The 16,719-nt window shown below is 49.1% G+C and carries 18 protein-coding genes; 7 read left to right on the top strand and 11 right to left on the bottom strand.

The features are described 5' to 3' along the window. Window positions 1-68 precede the first annotated feature (68 nt). Genes dxs through xseB form a run of 3 tightly spaced genes read right to left on the bottom strand, consistent with a single transcriptional unit; the run spans window position 69 to window position 3,109 of the window. Window positions 69-1,931: a 1-deoxy-D-xylulose-5-phosphate synthase gene (gene dxs / locus TOLA_RS12755; RefSeq protein WP_041609892.1), complete on the bottom strand. Its 1,863-nt coding sequence runs from the start codon at window positions 1,929-1,931 to the stop codon at window positions 69-71. Between the two features lie 20 nt (window positions 1,932-1,951). Then, the gene (ispA, locus tag TOLA_RS12750; RefSeq protein WP_015879547.1) at window positions 1,952-2,842 is read right to left on the bottom strand and encodes a (2E,6E)-farnesyl diphosphate synthase; all 891 of its coding nucleotides are present in this window, start codon (window positions 2,840-2,842) and stop codon (window positions 1,952-1,954) included. Further along, window positions 2,843-3,109 (bottom strand): exodeoxyribonuclease VII small subunit, encoded by a 267-nt coding sequence (xseB, locus tag TOLA_RS12745; RefSeq protein WP_015879546.1) that lies wholly within the window; start codon window positions 3,107-3,109, stop codon window positions 2,843-2,845. 152 nt (window positions 3,110-3,261) lie between these two features. Here xseB and thiI point away from each other — a divergent pair, with 152 nt between their 5' ends. Both thiI and manA read left to right on the top strand, forming a co-directional pair. Next, window positions 3,262-4,719, top strand: coding sequence for a tRNA uracil 4-sulfurtransferase ThiI (gene thiI / locus TOLA_RS12740; protein ID WP_015879545.1), 1,458 nt, complete (start codon window positions 3,262-3,264; stop codon window positions 4,717-4,719). 190 nt (window positions 4,720-4,909) lie between these two features. Further along, window positions 4,910-6,109 carry a mannose-6-phosphate isomerase, class I gene (manA, locus tag TOLA_RS12735; RefSeq protein ID WP_015879544.1) on the top strand — a complete coding sequence of 400 codons (1,200 nt, stop codon included), beginning with the start codon at window positions 4,910-4,912 and terminating at the stop codon, window positions 6,107-6,109. A 52-nt stretch (window positions 6,110-6,161) separates the two neighbouring features. Here the strand turns inward: manA and msrA are convergent, their stop codons facing one another. Next, a complete protein-coding gene (msrA, locus tag TOLA_RS12730; RefSeq protein WP_015879543.1) occupies window positions 6,162-6,803 on the bottom strand; it encodes a peptide-methionine (S)-S-oxide reductase MsrA in 642 nt (213 codons plus the stop codon). Between the two features lie 168 nt (window positions 6,804-6,971). Here msrA and rpsF point away from each other — a divergent pair, with 168 nt between their 5' ends. The 5 genes from rpsF (at window position 6,972) to TOLA_RS12705 (ending at window position 9,843) form a co-directional block, all read left to right on the top strand. Beyond that, entirely contained in the window at window positions 6,972-7,346 is a 375-nt protein-coding gene (gene rpsF, locus TOLA_RS12725) for a 30S ribosomal protein S6 (RefSeq protein ID WP_015879542.1), read from the top strand. A gap of 27 nt (window positions 7,347-7,373) precedes the next feature. Continuing rightward, window positions 7,374-7,604 carry a 30S ribosomal protein S18 gene (rpsR, locus tag TOLA_RS12720; protein ID WP_015879541.1) on the top strand — a complete coding sequence of 77 codons (231 nt, stop codon included), beginning with the start codon at window positions 7,374-7,376 and terminating at the stop codon, window positions 7,602-7,604. A 39-nt stretch (window positions 7,605-7,643) separates the two neighbouring features. Continuing rightward, window positions 7,644-8,093 (top strand): 50S ribosomal protein L9, encoded by a 450-nt coding sequence (gene rplI / locus TOLA_RS12715; RefSeq protein ID WP_015879540.1) that lies wholly within the window; start codon window positions 7,644-7,646, stop codon window positions 8,091-8,093. 71 nt (window positions 8,094-8,164) lie between these two features. Then, window positions 8,165-8,842, top strand: coding sequence for a 7-carboxy-7-deazaguanine synthase QueE (gene queE / locus TOLA_RS12710; RefSeq protein ID WP_015879539.1), 678 nt, complete (start codon window positions 8,165-8,167; stop codon window positions 8,840-8,842). Between the two features lie 83 nt (window positions 8,843-8,925). Further along, window positions 8,926-9,843: an AEC family transporter gene (locus TOLA_RS12705; RefSeq protein WP_015879538.1), complete on the top strand. Its 918-nt coding sequence runs from the start codon at window positions 8,926-8,928 to the stop codon at window positions 9,841-9,843. A gap of 29 nt (window positions 9,844-9,872) precedes the next feature. Here TOLA_RS12705 and TOLA_RS12700 read toward each other — a convergent pair whose 3' ends face one another. From TOLA_RS12700 to rsgA, 7 genes are all read right to left on the bottom strand, one after another. Further along, a complete protein-coding gene (locus tag TOLA_RS12700; protein WP_015879537.1) occupies window positions 9,873-10,916 on the bottom strand; it encodes a GMP reductase in 1,044 nt (347 codons plus the stop codon). 110 nt (window positions 10,917-11,026) lie between these two features. Next, window positions 11,027-11,377 carry a fumarate reductase subunit FrdD gene (frdD, locus tag TOLA_RS12695; RefSeq protein WP_015879536.1) on the bottom strand — a complete coding sequence of 117 codons (351 nt, stop codon included), beginning with the start codon at window positions 11,375-11,377 and terminating at the stop codon, window positions 11,027-11,029. Window positions 11,378-11,391: 14 nt separating this feature from the next. Further along, window positions 11,392-11,796, bottom strand: a complete 405-nt coding sequence (locus TOLA_RS12690) for a fumarate reductase subunit C (RefSeq protein WP_015879535.1) — start codon at window positions 11,794-11,796, stop codon at window positions 11,392-11,394. A 2-nt stretch (window positions 11,797-11,798) separates the two neighbouring features. Further along, a complete protein-coding gene (locus tag TOLA_RS12685; protein ID WP_015879534.1) occupies window positions 11,799-12,539 on the bottom strand; it encodes a succinate dehydrogenase/fumarate reductase iron-sulfur subunit in 741 nt (246 codons plus the stop codon). Next, window positions 12,539-14,308: a fumarate reductase (quinol) flavoprotein subunit gene (frdA, locus tag TOLA_RS12680; RefSeq protein ID WP_015879533.1), complete on the bottom strand. Its 1,770-nt coding sequence runs from the start codon at window positions 14,306-14,308 to the stop codon at window positions 12,539-12,541. Before frdA ends, TOLA_RS12685 begins: the two co-directional genes overlap by 1 nt. A 351-nt stretch (window positions 14,309-14,659) precedes the next feature. Further along, the gene (gene asd, locus TOLA_RS12675) at window positions 14,660-15,535 is read right to left on the bottom strand and encodes an archaetidylserine decarboxylase (protein WP_015879532.1); all 876 of its coding nucleotides are present in this window, start codon (window positions 15,533-15,535) and stop codon (window positions 14,660-14,662) included. Window positions 15,536-15,607: 72 nt separating this feature from the next. Next, a complete protein-coding gene (gene rsgA / locus TOLA_RS12670) occupies window positions 15,608-16,642 on the bottom strand; it encodes a small ribosomal subunit biogenesis GTPase RsgA (RefSeq protein WP_015879531.1) in 1,035 nt (344 codons plus the stop codon). Between the last annotated feature and the right edge of the window lie 77 nt (window positions 16,643-16,719).

Raw genomic sequence — 16,719 nt, 5'->3', positions numbered from 1 at the left:
TATTACGGCTCCCGAAGGAGCCGTAATACTGAGTGTTTGTCGTAACTGAGTGTCGTCGTAACTAAGTGTTAAGCCATAAACTCACGTATCCGCTGTTCAATACCGGCACTGTTCAGTCGGAGAACATGATAAATCTCTTCCTGCGTACCTTGTTCGATAAAGCGATCCGGCAGACCAATATTTAATACCGGTATTAACACGCGCTGCGTCATCATCCACTCATTAACGGCAGAGCCTGCACCACCTTGTACGGCATTTTCTTCGATGGTCACCAGTACATCATGCTGTGCTGTAATCGTTTTAAGCAATTCTGCATCCAAAGGCTTCACAAACCGCATATCGACCAGTGTGGCATCCAGTTTTTCGGCTACGGATTTTGCCTGATGTAACAGCGTACCGAAGCAGAGCAGGGCAATACTTTGTCCCTGACGGACGATCTGACCTTTACCAACCGGTAATGTTTCCAGTTCTGTGTTCAGAGTGACACAACTGCCTGTACCGCGGGGGTAACGTACCGCTGCAGGCTGGTTTAACTGATAGCCCGTGGTCAGCATCATCCGGCATTCGTTTTCATCCGATGGCGTCATGATCACCATATTCGGAATGGTGCGCAGGAAGCTGATATCAAATGCACCCTGATGGGTCGGCCCGTCAGCACCGACCAGGCCGGCGCGATCGATGGCAAACAATACGGGCAGATTCTGGATCGCCACATCGTGGATGATTTGATCGTAAGCCCGCTGCATGAAGCTGGAATAGATAGCCACGACCGGTTTCATGCCTTCTATCGCCAGCCCGGCGGCAAAGGTCACCGCATGCTGTTCGGCAATCGCGACATCAAAATAACGCTCAGGATATTTCTGCGAGAACTCAACCATGCCGGAGCCTTCCCGCATCGCCGGTGTAATGCCCACCAGTTTGCTGTCAGACTCAGCCATATCGCATAACCACTGACCGAAAATATTCGAGAAAGTCGGTTTGCCGCCTTTGTTTTTCGGCAGGCAGTCATCTTCCGGATTGAATTTCGGCACACCGTGATAACCGATAGGGTCTTTTTCGGCAGGCTCATAGCCTTTGCCTTTTTTGGTCATCACATGCAGCAGTTGCGGACCTTTTAACTGCCGCATATTTTTCAGTGTATTGACCAGTGCTTTGATGTCATGCCCATCAATCGGGCCGATATAATTAAAGCCCAACTCTTCAAACAAGGTCCCCGGAATTACCATGCCTTTGATATGTTCTTCCGCCCGGCGAGCGAGCTCTTTTACCGGTGGCAGGCCAGACAGTACCTTTTTGCCGCCTTCCCGCAGCGTGGTGTAGACCGGGCCGGATAACCATTTCGCCAGATGATTGTTGAGTGCGCCGACGTTTTCCGAAATCGACATTTCGTTGTCATTCAGGATCACCAGCATATCTTCATGCAGATCACCGGCATGATTCAGCGCTTCGAATGCCATTCCTGCAGTCAGTGCACCATCACCAATGACAGCCACAACTTTGTGATCCAGACCCTGCCGTTTGGCCGCCACCGCCATGCCTAAAGCGGCACCAATGGAGGTGCTGGAGTGACCGACACTCAGCGGATCATATTCACTCTCTTCCCGCCATGGGAACGGGTGAACGCCATCCTTCTGACGGATTGTCGCCATCCGGTCGCGACGGCCGGTCAGAATTTTGTGCGGATAAGCCTGATGACCAACATCCCATACCAGCTTATCAACCGGTGTCTGATAGACATAATGCAGCGCTACGGTCAGTTCCACGACTCCGAGTCCGGATGCCAGATGGCCACTGCTACGGCTTACAGAGTGCAGCAAAAAAGTGCGTAGCTCCTGACATAATTGCGTCAGACGCTCTTCCGGGAATTGCCGCAGATCCGCCGGCGAATTAACTGATGCCAGCGTCGGGTATTCGGTCATATCAATCATCATGTGTTTGTTATTATCCGACATTAATATGCGCGCTCGATGATGTAATCAGCAAACGCAGATAATATTTCAGTATTATAAGGAAGTGGTGCCAAGGCCGCTAATGCCTGCCGGTGCAGATCCTGCGCCATTTCGCGGGCGGCATCCAGCCCCAGCAAAGCAGGGTAGGTGCTTTTATCCAGCGCCTGATCAGAACCCTGAGGTTTACCCAGCGTCTCGGTATCACTGACAACATCAAGAATGTCATCCTGTACCTGGAAAGCGAGTCCGATGGCCGCTGCATATTTTTTCAGGGCAGAGACTGTTTCTGCTGCGACATCCTGCTGACACAATGCACCGAGCATCACCGCACACTCAATCAGTGCGCCGGTCTTATGCCGGTGGATCAGCTCCAGTGCTTCCAGTCCGACATGTTGTCCTTCTGCGGCCAGATCCAGCGCCTGACCACCACACATGCCGGCATAACCAGAAGCTTGTGCCAGCGTGCTCAGCATCTTCACTTGCTGGGTGCGTAATGCATCCGGGAAAGGGTGATCCGCCAGAATAGAGAATGCCAGTGTCTGCAAGGCATCACCTGCCAGTACGGCAGTCGCTTCATCAAACGCTTTATGCACAGTCGGATGACCGCGACGCAGATCATCATCGTCCATAGCCGGCAAATCATCGTGGATCAGCGAATAGGCATGAATGCACTCGATCGCGGCGGCCGGTCCATCCAGTAATGCTTCATCAATGTCCAGCATGCTACCGGTAGCATAGACGAGAAATGGACGAACCCGTTTGCCACCCAGCACCAGGCCATGGCGCATTGCCGCTTTTAGGCGAGGTGATAAATCAGGTAAGGTTTCGATTTTTTGCAGCAACAGATCATCAATGCGTTGCCGGTAGTGTTGTGAAAAGGTCTGCAGTGACACTTATTCTTCCTCTGCGTTCTGGCCGGATGTCTGTTCAACAGTAAATGGCGTCAGTTTTTCCTGCTCACCCTGTTGTAACAGTATCTGCACCTGCTGTTCCGCTTGTTCTAATTTTTGTTTGCTCACCCGCGCCAGCTGAATGCCTCGTTCAAATTGTTTCAGTGCTGTTTCCAGCGGTAAATCACCCTGTTCCAGCTGTTGCACAATTTGCTCCAGCTCTCCGAGAGCAGCATCAAAACTTAATGATTCGGTCTTTTTGGCGGCCATGGCGGGTTCTGATAATAGAGAGATAATTTACTTATCTTACCACTGTCTGACCTTCTGGCGTATAAACTCTGTGATCTCTTGCCTCAAGGGTTAGCATCTTTGGCCGGCTGGATTATAATGCGCCACTTTTCGCCAGCTAAACGAGCGTTGTCATGAAATTCATCATTAAACTGTTCCCGGAAATCACCATCAAAAGTAAATCCGTCCGCCAACGCATGGTGAAAATTTTGCAGGGTAATATCCGTAATGTCCTGCAAAAAGTGGATGAGACCGTTACTGTCCGTAACGACTGGGACAAGCTCATGGTGTCCAGTAAAAATGATTCGCCCGAAAACAGAGACAAGCTGGTTGAACGTTTGAGTTGCATGCCGGGTATCCAGGCTTTTCTGGAAGTGACACAGGTACCGTTCACTGATCTGCACGATATTTACGAGCAGACTGCGGCAGTCTATGGCCCGACGCTGGCAAATAAAACCTTCTGTGTGCGTGTGAAACGCAAAGGTAAACATGAATTCACCTCCATCGAAATTGAGCGTTATGTCGGTGGCGGACTGAATCAGAATTTCCCGTCTAATGGAGTCAGACTTTCGCATCCGGATCTGCAGATCAATCTGCAGATTGAAAATGAGCTGCTGTATCTGGTCACGGCGATCCATAAAGGCTTAGGTGGTTATCCGCTGTCGACACAGGAAGATGTATTAAGTCTGATCTCCGGTGGTTTTGACTCCGGGGTGGCTTCTTATCTGTTCATCAAACGTGGCAGCCGAGTGCACTACTGTTTCTTTAATCTGGGCGGCGCGGCGCATGAGATCGGCGTGAAACAGGTGGCTTATTATCTGTGGAGCAAATACAGCCAGTCACACAAAGTAAAATTTGTTTCTGTGCCTTTCGAACCCGTGGTTGGCGAGATCCTGGAAAAAATCGACAATGGTCTGATGGGCGTGGTACTGAAACGAATGATGATGCGGGCGGCTTCCCGTGTTGCGGAACGTATGGGTGTCGAAGCGTTAGTCACCGGTGAGAGCGTCGGACAGGTATCCAGCCAGACCGTCACCAATCTGTCTGTGATTGATCGTGTTACCGACACCTTGATCCTGCGTCCGCTGATCGTCAGTGATAAGCAAGACATCATTGATCAGGCCCGGGCCATCGGAACTCAGGAGTTCGCTGAAACCATGCCGGAATATTGCGGAGTGATTTCCAATAAGCCGACGGTAAAAGCGCGTTATGAAGAAGTTTTGGCGAACGAAGCCAAGTTTAATTTCGATGTACTGGAAAATGTGATCACCAGTGCGAAAGTGATCGATATCCGTGAGATCGCGAATGAAACCGAAGCTCAGGTGCAGGAAGTAGAAACGACATCGGCACTGGCTGAAAACGAAGTCATTCTGGATATCCGTTCACCGGATGAACACGAAGATAAGCCGTTTAATCCGGAAGGCATGACCGTGATCCATTTACCGTTTTATAAGCTGTCGACTCAGTTCGGCGATTTGGATCAGAGCAAAACCTATCTGTTGTATTGCGAGCGCGGCGTGATGAGTAAATTACAGGCGCTCTATCTGAAAGAGCAGGGCTTTAACAACATTAAAGTTTATCGTCAGAATTAATCCATAACAAAAAACAGGCTGAACGTTTGTGCTTTAATAAAATGCTCAGCCGTTTCTGATGAAACCAGCGTTTGCGTCAAGTTCTGTGTAGTGGGGGGCACTCATGGAATGTGACCGGCACATTGAGGTTGAAATAACATTCGGGCCCGCCCCGTGATGTCGTTAATAAACACAGTAGAAAGGACACATAATGAGTTTTTCCTCCAATTGCATCTACCGGATGCAGAACCCGATCCTGAATTATGCCTGGGGCAGTAAAGATGCTATTCAGAAAATGTATGGCATTGCTAATCCGGAAGGTAAACCACAAGCTGAAATCTGGATGGGAGCGCACCCGACCGGCTGCTCTGCTCTTATTGATGAGCAGGGTGAAACCCTGCGTCTGGATGCGTTCATCAAACAGGATGCGGCGGCTATTCTGGGCGATGCGCAAACGAATTTTGGCGAACTGCCGTATCTGTTTAAGGTGCTGGCTGCAGCAGAGCCTTTATCGATCCAGGTTCATCCTGACAAAGCTAACTCTGAAGCAGGTTTTGCTGCCGAAAACGCGGCTGGTGTGCCATTAACTGCTGCACATCGCAATTTCAAAGACCCGAATCATAAGCCGGAACTGGTGTATGCGCTGACGCCTTACCGGGCGATGAATGGTTTCCGTGAATTTGCCGAAATAGTGGCCTTGATTAAGGATCTGGCTTTGCCTGCACTGCAGACAGAGATCGATGCATTTTGTCTGCAGCCGACTGACTCTACCCTGAAAGCCTTGTTTGCGGCTTCTCTGCGCTTACAGGGCGACATTCGTCGTGAAACCGTGGCTACCTTGCTGGCGACTGCTCAACAGCGTCAGGATGAAGCTGCGTTCGCGGAAGTGCTGCGTCTGGCCGGGTTCTATCCGGAAGATATGGGGCTGTTTGCACCGCTACTGCTGAACGTGATCACGTTGCAGCCCGGGGAAGCTATGTTCCTGTATGCGCGTACGCCGCATGCTTATCTGCAAGGGGTCGGATTAGAGGCGATGGCCAGTTCCGATAACGTACTCCGTGCAGGGTTAACACCAAAACACATGGATATTGATGCATTACTGGCGAATGTCGATTTCGTGGCTAAACCAGCCAGTGAATTGCTGATGCGTCCGATGGTATTAGGGCCTGTCAGTGATTATCCGATCCCGGTGGAGGACTTTTCTTTTACGCTGGTTAATCTGACTCAGAATTTGCTGGAAAGTGAAACGAGTACTGCTCTGATCCTGTTCTGCGTAAATGGTCATGCCGGGATCACTGCCAATGGTAAGACGCTTACATTGCAGGCCGGTGAATCCTGTTTTGTCCCTGCTGCCGTAGGAGGCTTTGCTGTCAGCGGTGAAGGCCAGTTGGTGCAAATCGGCTCCCGCTGAGGGAGTCTGTTTCAGGCAAGAAAGGCGCACTTCAGAATGCGCCTTTCTTTTTTCAGGATAGATCCGGCTCCGGTAAACAAATTCCGATTCCTCCCAGACCACAATATCCGCCTGGGTTTTTAGCCAGATATTGCTGATGATATTGTTCAGCAAAATAAAACGCTTTTTCCTGCGTAATTTCAGTGGTGATGGTTCTGGCATCATTATTCGTCCGCATCGCCGCCTGGTAACGTTCCAGGGTCTGGATTGCCAGCTGTTGTTGCTGTTCTGTCCGGGTAAAAATCATCGAGCGATATTGTGTGCCGATATCATTACCCTGACGCGCCCCTTCTGCCGGATCGTGCTGCTCCCAGAATAATTTCAGTAAAGTGGCATAACTGATAATCGCTGGGTCATAAACCACCCGGACACTTTCGGTATGACCGGTAGCTCCGCTGCAGACTTCGTCATAGGTTGGGTTAGGTGTAAAGCCGCCCTGATACCCGACAGCAGTCACATAGACCCCCGGTTGTATCCAGAACAATCGCTCTGCTCCCCAGAAACAGCCCATTGCAAAATGAGCAACCTCCAGTCCGGCCGGATAGGGTGGGAACATGCTGACTTGTTTCACATAATGCAAAGGTTCGGTCAGCATGGGGGTTTCACGGCCTGTTAATGCTTCATCCGGAGCCACCATGCGGGTTCGTGTATGCATAGCCTGACCTCTGCGTTAATTCATCATAGAAACAGCAAAATCTGATTGCTATTAAAGTATACGCTGCATAGAATACGACCCTTCAAAAATCAGTCACTTTTTTTAGTTCCTTGCCTTCGACGGTTTGACTGAACCATCACGAAGGCTATAACCCGTAAGGAGCAACTCATGCGTCACTACGAAATCGTATTCATGGTTCATCCGGACCAGAGCGAACAGGTTCCAGGCATGATCGAACGTTACACCGGTGCTATCAAAGCTGCTGGTGGTACAATCCATCGTCTGGAAGATTGGGGTCGTCGTCAACTGGCTTACCCAATCGACAAACTGCACAAAGCTCACTATGTTCTGATGAACGTAGAAGCTGAGCAGAGCGTTATCGACGAACTGGAAAATAACTTCCGTTTCAACGACGCGGTTATCCGCAACATGATCATGCGCACTAAGCACGCTGTGACTGAAGCATCTCCGATGCTGAAAGCACGTGAAGAGCGTCCACGTCGTGAAGATGTGCGTGAAGAAGCTGAAGAAGCTGCTGAATAATTCCAGTCATCATAGAGGATAATCGACATGTCACGTTTTTTCCGTCGTCGTAAGTTCTGCCGTTTCACTGCTGAACGTGTAACCGAGATCGATTACAAAGATACCGTTACTCTGAAAAACTACATCACTGAATCTGGCAAGATCGTACCAAGCCGTATCACTGGTACCCGTGCTAAATATCAGCGTCAACTGGCACGTGCCATCAAACGTGCTCGTTACCTGGCTCTGCTGCCGTATACCGATCTGCATAACAAGTAATCGGCAACTGGCCTAACTCAACCTAATCGAGGAAAGGTAATGGAAGTTATTCTGTTAGACAAAATCGCTCATCTGGGCGATCTGGGTGACAAAGTTGTTGTTAAGAGCGGTTTTGCTCGTAACTATTTGTTCCCGCAAGGCAAAGCTGTAATGGCTACTAAAGACAACCTGGCTGCTTTCGAAGCTCGCCGCGCTGAACTGGAAGCTAAACTGGCTGACGTTCTGGCTGCTGCTGAAGCTCGTGCTGCTCAGTTGTCTGCACTGACCAACGTAACTATCGCTACCAAAGCTGGTGACGAAGGTAAACTGTTTGGTTCAGTTGGTACCCGTGATATCGCTGATGCGATCACTGCTGCCGGTGTTCCAGTTGCTAAGAGCGAAGTTCGCATGCCGAACGGTGTTCTGCGCAGCGTTGGTGAATACGACATCGTTGTTCACCTGCACACTGATGTAAACACCACTGTTAAAGTGACTGTTGTTGCTGAATAATTTTATTCAGTAAGCATCTGTTGAATAGGCCAATCCTTTGGGATTGGTCTTTTCATTTTTGGTAAATAAAAATGATGAGTAACCATTATCCCATCAATGAAATTTTCCAGAGCATCCAGGGCGAAGGCTTCTTCTCGGGTGTTCCGGCGATTTTTGTCCGTCTGCAAGGCTGCAAAGTAGGTTGTTCATGGTGTGACACCAAACATTCATGGGAATTGGATGCTGATAACCTCATCCCTGTCCGGCAATTATTTACTGATAAAAAACCGAAAGCTGGCTGGAGCTGGCTTAGCCCGGAAGAGATCCTTTCTTGTTTTTCTGCTGAAGAATACACAGCCAGACATGTTGTAATCACGGGTGGTGAACCTTGTGAATATGACCTGATGGTGTTGTCACAAACACTGATAGCACATGGTTATCGTGTTCAGATCGAAACCAGTGGTACACAACCTGTTCAGGCTGATGATGCGTGCTGGGTTACTGTATCACCCAAAATTAATATGGCTGGCGGTTACGATGTATTACCCGATGTATTGCTCAGAGCGAATGAAATTAAACATCCGGTCGCAACAGCAAAACATATTGCACAGTTGGATGCCTTGTTAGCCGGAATTGATACTTCAGAAAAAGTGATCTGTTTACAACCGATTAGTCAGAAGAGCCGTGCTACAGAATTAGCGATGAAAATCTGTATTCAACGGAACTGGCGTTTATCTGTGCAATTACATAAATATCTTGATATCGAATAATCATTGTTTTGTATCTGTAAACATACAGTTACCATACTGACTGAGTTGTCGTTGCTTTTCATTGCCAAACCACCGGAGGGGGCATGCAAACAGTCAGTTTCTTGTTTTTTAATATTATCCTGCCGATTTTTATCCCAATCATTGCTGGTTATCTGCTGCAACGGAAGTTTCCGCTTAATGTTGCTACGCTGACCAAGATCCAGTTTTATATTTTTATTCCGGCCTTGCTGTTTACTACCATCTATCAAACGGAATTGAATAGTGCATTATTACGGGATCTGATCCTCGCTAATCTGGTGTTGTTTGTTTTATTGTGGGCAGTTTGTCTTATCTGTGCCCGTTTGATGAAACTGGATGCGGGTAAACGTAGTGCATTTATCAATTCTGTTTGTTTCTATAACAGTGGTAATTACTGTATTCCATTAATTCAGCTGATGTATCACACACCGTTTGCCTTCTCGATACAGATCATCGTGATGCTGATCCAGCAGTTGCTGACGAATACGGTAGGGGTGATGAATACCAGCAGTGCCAACCGTTCCTGGAAAGGCGCATTGCTGGAAAACTTCCGCATGCCCATGACCTATGCGGTACTGATTGCACTGCTGTGTCGCTGGCTGAGTATTGATGTGCCGAAGCCACTCTGGACCTCTTTTGAATTGATGGCGCAAGGGCTGGTGCCTACGGCACTGATCACCTTAGGGGCGCAATTAGCCAGCACGCATCTCTATCTGCGGAATTTCCGGGTGTTAGTGTCTAACGCTATGCGCTTACTGGTGGGACCTCTGCTGGCGGCTGCAGTTTGCTGGATGTGGGGGATCAGTGGGGTTGTGGCTCAGGTAATGGTGATTTGTGCCGCAGCACCATCAGCGGTAAATACCGTATTGCTGGCCATCGAATATCGTTCAGATCCGGAATTCGCCTCACAAACGGTGTTTTTATCCACCTTGCTGAGCGCATTAACCATGCCGGTGGTTATTGCGCTGGTACAATATCTGTAATGAACGGGGCACAAAGCCCCGTTTTGTCATTATTCCTGTCCGTAAACCGGATTTTCCTGTTCACTGACACGAATAAAAGTCGTGCGTTTGGTCAGTTCTTTAAGCTTGGCTGCGCCGACATAAGTGCAGGTAGAACGGACACCACCCAGAATATCCTGAATGGTAGCGGATACCGGTCCACGGAAAGGCAGTTCAACGGTTTTTCCTTCTGAAGCCCGGTAATGCGCAATACCGCCAGCGTGTTGTTCCATCGCGGTGGATGAACTCATGCCGTAAAAGCGCATGAACGTTTTCCCGTCGCGCTCGAATTTGTTACCGCCGGACTCTTCATGTGCTGCCAGCATGCCACCCAGCATCACAAAATCCGCACCACCACCGAATGCTTTGGCTACATCCCCGGGGCAGGTACAGCCGCCATCACCCACAATCTGCCCGCCCAGACCATGCGCGGCATCGGCACATTCGATAATGGCGGAAAGTTGCGGATAGCCCACACCGGTTTTAACGCGGGTTGTACAAACTGAACCCGGACCGATACCAACTTTGACAATATCAGCACCGGACAGGATCAGCTCTTCCACCATTTCCCCGGTGACGACATTACCGGCACAAATAACATGTTGCGGGAAAGTTTCACGGACTATTTTCACAAAGTCAGCGAAATGCTCAGAGTAACCATTGGCTACATCGACGCAAATAAAACGCAAAGCAGGTGATAACGCCAGAATGCGTTGCAGCTTCAGGAAGTCATTATTCGATGTGCCGGTAGAAACCATACAATACTGCAATAAAGGATCACTGCTGTTTTGTACGAAAGTCTGCCATTCCTGTTCAGTATAATGTTTGTGAATCGCTGTCATGACATCGAAGCTGGCCAGTGCTTTGGCCATGGCAAACGTTCCCACGGTATCCATATTGGCGGCGATGATCGGTACACCTCGCCAGCTGGTCTGGGTATGTCGGAAACGGAATTCACGGTGTAATTCAACTTGGGAGCGGCTGCTCAGAGTAGAGCGTTTCGGGCGGAACAGGACATCCTTAAAACCGAGTTTCAGATCTTCTTCGATACGCATGGGTCATTTGCCTCAAGTTATACTGAAAATCGGGCACAAAAAAACCGGCAGGTTTTTAAGGCCTCCGGTTTTGGACATCATACGCCGGTTAAGGCGATATTCAATAGCTGTTAATGGATCTGTACCAGTAGTGTTAACGCGGCCACAGATACCAGAAACGCAAAGCCATAGAGCAGGTAATGCAGAAATTTGGTAGGGTGAATGCCCAAATCATGCAATCCATGATAAATGCGGTGCATCGCATGGTAGATAGGTAAGGCAATAACGGCTAACAGAATGGGGGCTCCCCACCATGAAGTCGCCAGTGCATGCATTTTCTCGTAGCTCAGTGTGTCGGCATCAAGTATGCCCAGCGGTACCATCAGACCAGAGATCAGGATCAGCACAGGCAGTAGCACTGCAGCAACGACGCCACCGGCACCAAACAATAACCAGTAAATGGGTTCATCAGAACGTTTCATTGTGATGCTCCTTATCAGGCCAGAACAGCGATGAGCAATACAATCACGCTGACTGCTGCCAGACCAATGTATTGCGCCATAATGATTGGTTTTTCCGGCAACAGCTCTTCGCCTTTGAAGATCCGAACTGCTTTCGGTGCCAGCGAGAACCAGGTCTTGGCATGGAAAAGACATGCCACCAGGGCGAGCAGATGAAACACAATCGCCAATGGGCTTTGTAACGCAGTCAGCCAGCCAGCGAAAGCTTCCGGTCCCTGAGTCAGACGTAACAGGCCGCAGAGCAGAACGACAGCATAAGCACCGACAAAAATGCAGGTACCTTCACGCAGCATGTAACCAGTATAAAAACTGTTACGTAACCACCAGCTCTTTTTAACCTGACGGACATACGGTTTACGTTTGCTTTGTGACATATCCATGATTAGTCCTCCGGCTTAAACATAGCGATGACGTAATCTTTCGCGCTTTCTGCCTTGTAGAGCTGAATAGCCGCAGCAGGATCGACGCCTTTCGGACAAACTTCAGAACAGAAACCGACAAAAGTGCAGCTCCAGACGCCGGATTCCTGATGTATGAGTTTCATTCTCTCTTCCTTGGCACCATCACGACTGTCTTCGTTGTAACGATAGAGCAGGGCAATCGCAGCCGGGCCGAGGAATTCCGGTTTCAGTGCATACTGTGGGCAGGCGGCGTAACACAAACCACAGTTAATGCACTGTGAGAATTGCTTGTATTGCGCGAGCTGTTTTGGCGTCTGCAGGTATTCACCATCGCAAAGATTTTTTTCTTCTTTCGGGATGATGTAAGGCTTAATTTTTTCCAATTTCTGCATGAAATCGGACATATCCACCACGAGATCGCGCTCGATAGGGAAATTTGCCAGTGGTTCCAGGCGAATTTTGCCTTCACTGATGTAATCACGCAGGAAGGTTTTGCAGCCCAGTTTTGGCTTACCATTCACCATCATGCCGCAAGAGCCACAAATGGCCATGCGGCAAGACCAGCGGTAACTCAGGGTTGAGTCAATGTGATCCTTGATATGTGTCAGTGCTTCCAGGATCGACATTTCATGGGTAAACGGCACCTGATAACGCTGGGTCCACGGTTCGTTATCCTCTTCAGGACGATACCGTAATACTTCAATCTCCATGATCTCAGCCATTATTTCGCTCCTTTCTCTGCTTCTGAGCCATACACGCGTTTTGCTGGCTGTGACTTGGTAATTTTGACATCACTGTACTCAATGGTCGGAGCACCATTTTCATTGCGGAAAGCCAATGAGTGTTTCAGATAATTCACATCATCACGCTCTTCATAACCATCAATGCGCTGGTGTGAACCGCGTGATTCTTTCCGTTGAATGGCGGAATGCGCCACGGATTCTGCCACATCAAGCAGGAAACCTAATTCGATGGTGTAGAGCCAGTCGGTGTTAAAGACCGATGATTTATCCGCCACACGAACGCGTTTATAGCGCTCTTTCAGCTCTTTCAGCTTATCAATGGTGTTTTGCATTGTTTCAGCGGTACGGTAGATACCCACGCCGCTTTCCATGGCATCACCCATCTCATTGCGGATATCCGCCGGGTTTTCTGTGCCACCGTTTTCCATCAGAGACATCGATTTTGCAACGACTTCCATACCCTGGCGATAAAGAATGTTGCTGTCGATATGACTATGTTGTTTGGCAAACAAGGCTGCTTGTTCACCGGCGACTTTACCGAATACCACAATTTCACACAGGGAGTTTGAGCCTAAACGGTTAGCGCCATGCAGACCATTCGACGCACATTCGCCAACGGCAAACAGACCCGGCATGCGGGTTGCGCCCATGCAGTCAGTTTCGATACCGCCCATGGTGTAGTGAACCACGGGGCGAACCGGGATCGGCTCTTTAACCGGATCAACGCCCATATAGGCTCGAGACAGCTCGCAAATGAATGGCAGACGTTCCAGCAGTTTCTTCTCGCCGAGATGGCGCAGATCCAGATGCACGATATCACCGAATGGCGATTCTATCGTGCGGCCGCGTTGTTGTTCCTGCCAGAAGGCTTGAGACAAACGGTCGCGTGGACCTAACTCCATGTATTTGTTTTTGGTTTCACCGACCGGAATTTCCGGGCCTAAACCATAATCCTGCAGATAACGGTAACCGTCTTTGTTCAGCAGAATGCCGCCTTCACCACGACAGCCTTCGGTCATCAGAATACCCGAGCCGGGTAAGCCGGTTGGATGATACTGAACGAATTCCATATCGCGCAGTGGTACACCATGACGGTAAGCCAGTGCCATACCATCACCGGTAACAATGCCACCATTGGTGTTGAAGCGATAAACGCGGCTGCCACCACCGGTTGCAATAATGACGGATTTCGCTTGGATAATACGAGTCACACCATTTTGAATGTCGAAACAGACCACACCCTGCGGACGACCATCATGTACTAACAAATCGAGTACGAAATGTTCATCAAAACGTTTGATCGACGGGTATTTAATGGAGGTCTGGAACAGCGTGTGCAGCATGTGGAAGCCGGTTTTATCCGCAGCAAACCAGGTCCGGGGAATCTTCATTCCACCAAAGGCACGCACGTTAACATGTCCGTCCTCTTTTCTGCTCCACGGGCAACCCCAGTGTTCCATCTGCACCAGTTCTTTGGTTGCATTTTCCACGAAGTATTCGACGACATCCTGCTCACACAGCCAGTCACCACCAGAAACCGTATCGTGGAAATGGTTTTCGAGACTGTCATCATCACGAACCACACCTGCAGCACCACCTTCAGCTGCAACAGTATGACTGCGCATCGGATAAACTTTAGATATCAGGGCTATTTCCAGCTCGGGATTTTTTTCTGCAATTGCAATCGCAGCTCGTAATCCACCGCCTCCTGCTCCGACAATCGCGACATCGGTCTTGATAATGTCCACTTAGGCCTCCTCTGGCTCATAAATCCAAGCGTTTGTTCATGCGAATCTTTGATGGTCTATTAACAATAGACTCAATATATACAGTCATCATCTGCTATTTGTTGAACATTGCATGAACAGATAATGATTGATTTTTAACGTGTTAAAAAATTGTAGCGAAAGCGCACACGTAAAAACGAGAATCAGCTCTCTTTCTATCCGGATGGTCATCCTGACACGCGCGTTATTTTGCCAGAAAGAACCGGTCAGGATCTTGTTTATCATCAAAGCGTTGCGAATACAGCCGGAGGGAGGGGGGATTTGAGTGAAAAACAGCAGACCGGCAATGAGCGGTCTGCTGAATGAAAACATTTATACTGTTGGTGAGTTGTTCAGCTTGGCAAATATTTCACCCATGCGGGTTTCAGTGTCAGCCTGCAGATGCCCGGCAAATTCCAGCATCTCTGGCGGGAACAGACAAACCACAGTACTGCCCAGTTTGAACAGCCCCATTTCTTCACCTTTTTTCAGGGTGATCGGTGTATTCCCATGGAAATCCCAGCGTTTCACCATTTTCCCGGTTGGCGGGGTAACAGTGCCTGACCAGACGGTTTCGATGCTGGCTACGATCGTTGCACCTACCAGTACCAACGCCATCGGACCATAAGGTGTTTTAAATACACAGGCGACACGTTCATTACGGGCAAACAGATTTGGAACATTCTGTGCCGTCAGCGGATTAACTGAAAACAGGTCGCCCGGAATATACACCATGCTTTGCAGTTCGCCGTCCAGCGGCATATGGATGCGGTGGTAATCGCGCGGGGACAGATAAATAGTGGCAAATTTACCGTTCTGAAATTGCTCAGACAGATCTTTATCACCGCCCAGTAATTCCCGTGCACTGAAATCATGGCGTTTAGCCTGAATTATACGGCCGTGTTTAATATCACCCAATTGACTAATGCAACCATCGACGGGTAAAGCGACAGAATCTTCTTCGGCGACAACAGGACGCAAGCCTGGTTTTAGCTGACGGGTAAAGAAAGCATTAAAGGTTTTATAGTGAGCCGGATCTTCGAATTCGGCTTCACTCATGTTGATATTAAAACGTTTGATGAATGCTTTGATCAGGAAAGTAGTCAGCGAGCCGGCCTCAGCCGCCGCCAGATAACCAACCAGTCGGGACACCGCATGTTTCGGTAACAGATATTGGGTTGCTATTTTCAGCATATCCAGCAATTTCATGGTGAACCTCAAACAAAATCAGTAATAGATAAAGGGCGCGAATTCTACGCCACTTCACCACCAGAGTTAAAATTATTCGCGGCTGACATGCCGCATATTTCGAGCATCCTGCATCGATTCCAGAATGCGGTGATAATTGTGATATCGCTCAGCTGAAATTTTGCCTTGTTCCACGGCTTCACGAATCAGGCAACCCGGATCACTGCCGTGTTTACAATCACGGAATTTGCAGCCGCCCAGATAATCACGGAACTCTTTGAAACACCAGGTAACGCGCTCGTTTTCCAGATGCCAGAGTGAAAACTCACGAATGCCGGGAGAATCGATCAGCATACCACCGCTGGCAAAATGATACAGACGAGCCGTAGTAGTGGTGTGTTGCCCCAGACCTGACTGCCCGGATATTTCACCTATGACGGCTTTGGCATGAGGGTGCAATGCATTGATAAGCGATGACTTGCCAACGCCGGATTGTCCGACGAACACGCTGACTTTGTCTTTCAGCTGCGCCTGTAATTCATCCAGACCATGTTCGGTTTCACAACTGACATTCAGCAGCGGATAACCAAGATTGCGGTAAATATCGAGCTTTCTTTCCAGTTGCTCGCGGGAGATATCATCCAGCAAGTCGATTTTATTCAGCACCAGCAGAGGCGGGATCTCCACATGCTCGGCTGCGACCAGATAACGATCAACTATATTGGTAGAAAATTCAGGCAATACCGCAGAGACAATCACGATCTGATCGATATTGGCAGCAACCGGCTTAATCCCGTCATAAAAGTCTGGCCGGGTGAGGACAGACTGGCGTGGGCGTACCGCTTCCACGACACCACTGATCCCCTGTAAGGCCTCGCTGCCTGCCCGCCAGATCACATGATCGCCGGTAACCACACTTTCTATGGTACGGCGCATGTTGCAGCGATGGATTTCACCGTTACTGTCTTCAATATCGGCGTGCTTACCGAAACGACTGATCACCAGCCCTTCCAGTGCCGGACCTAAAAGGCTGTCATCAACATCGGTCACTGGTTTTTGTAATCGTCGCTGGTGATTCGCATTTACCCGGCGCTGCTGGCCATGACTGAGTTTTGGTTTTTTCGCCACAGTGTCAATTTCGCAATAATAGAGAAAGTAGCTATGATACACCTGATTACTGATTTTCCCGATAACAAGGACATGCG

The sequence above is a fragment of the Tolumonas auensis DSM 9187 genome, assembly GCF_000023065.1.
Taxonomy (GTDB): Bacteria; Pseudomonadota; Gammaproteobacteria; order Enterobacterales; family Aeromonadaceae; genus Tolumonas; species Tolumonas auensis.
The sequence above is the reverse complement of the archived record's forward strand: the minus strand, read 5'-3'. Positions and strand labels throughout refer to the sequence as shown.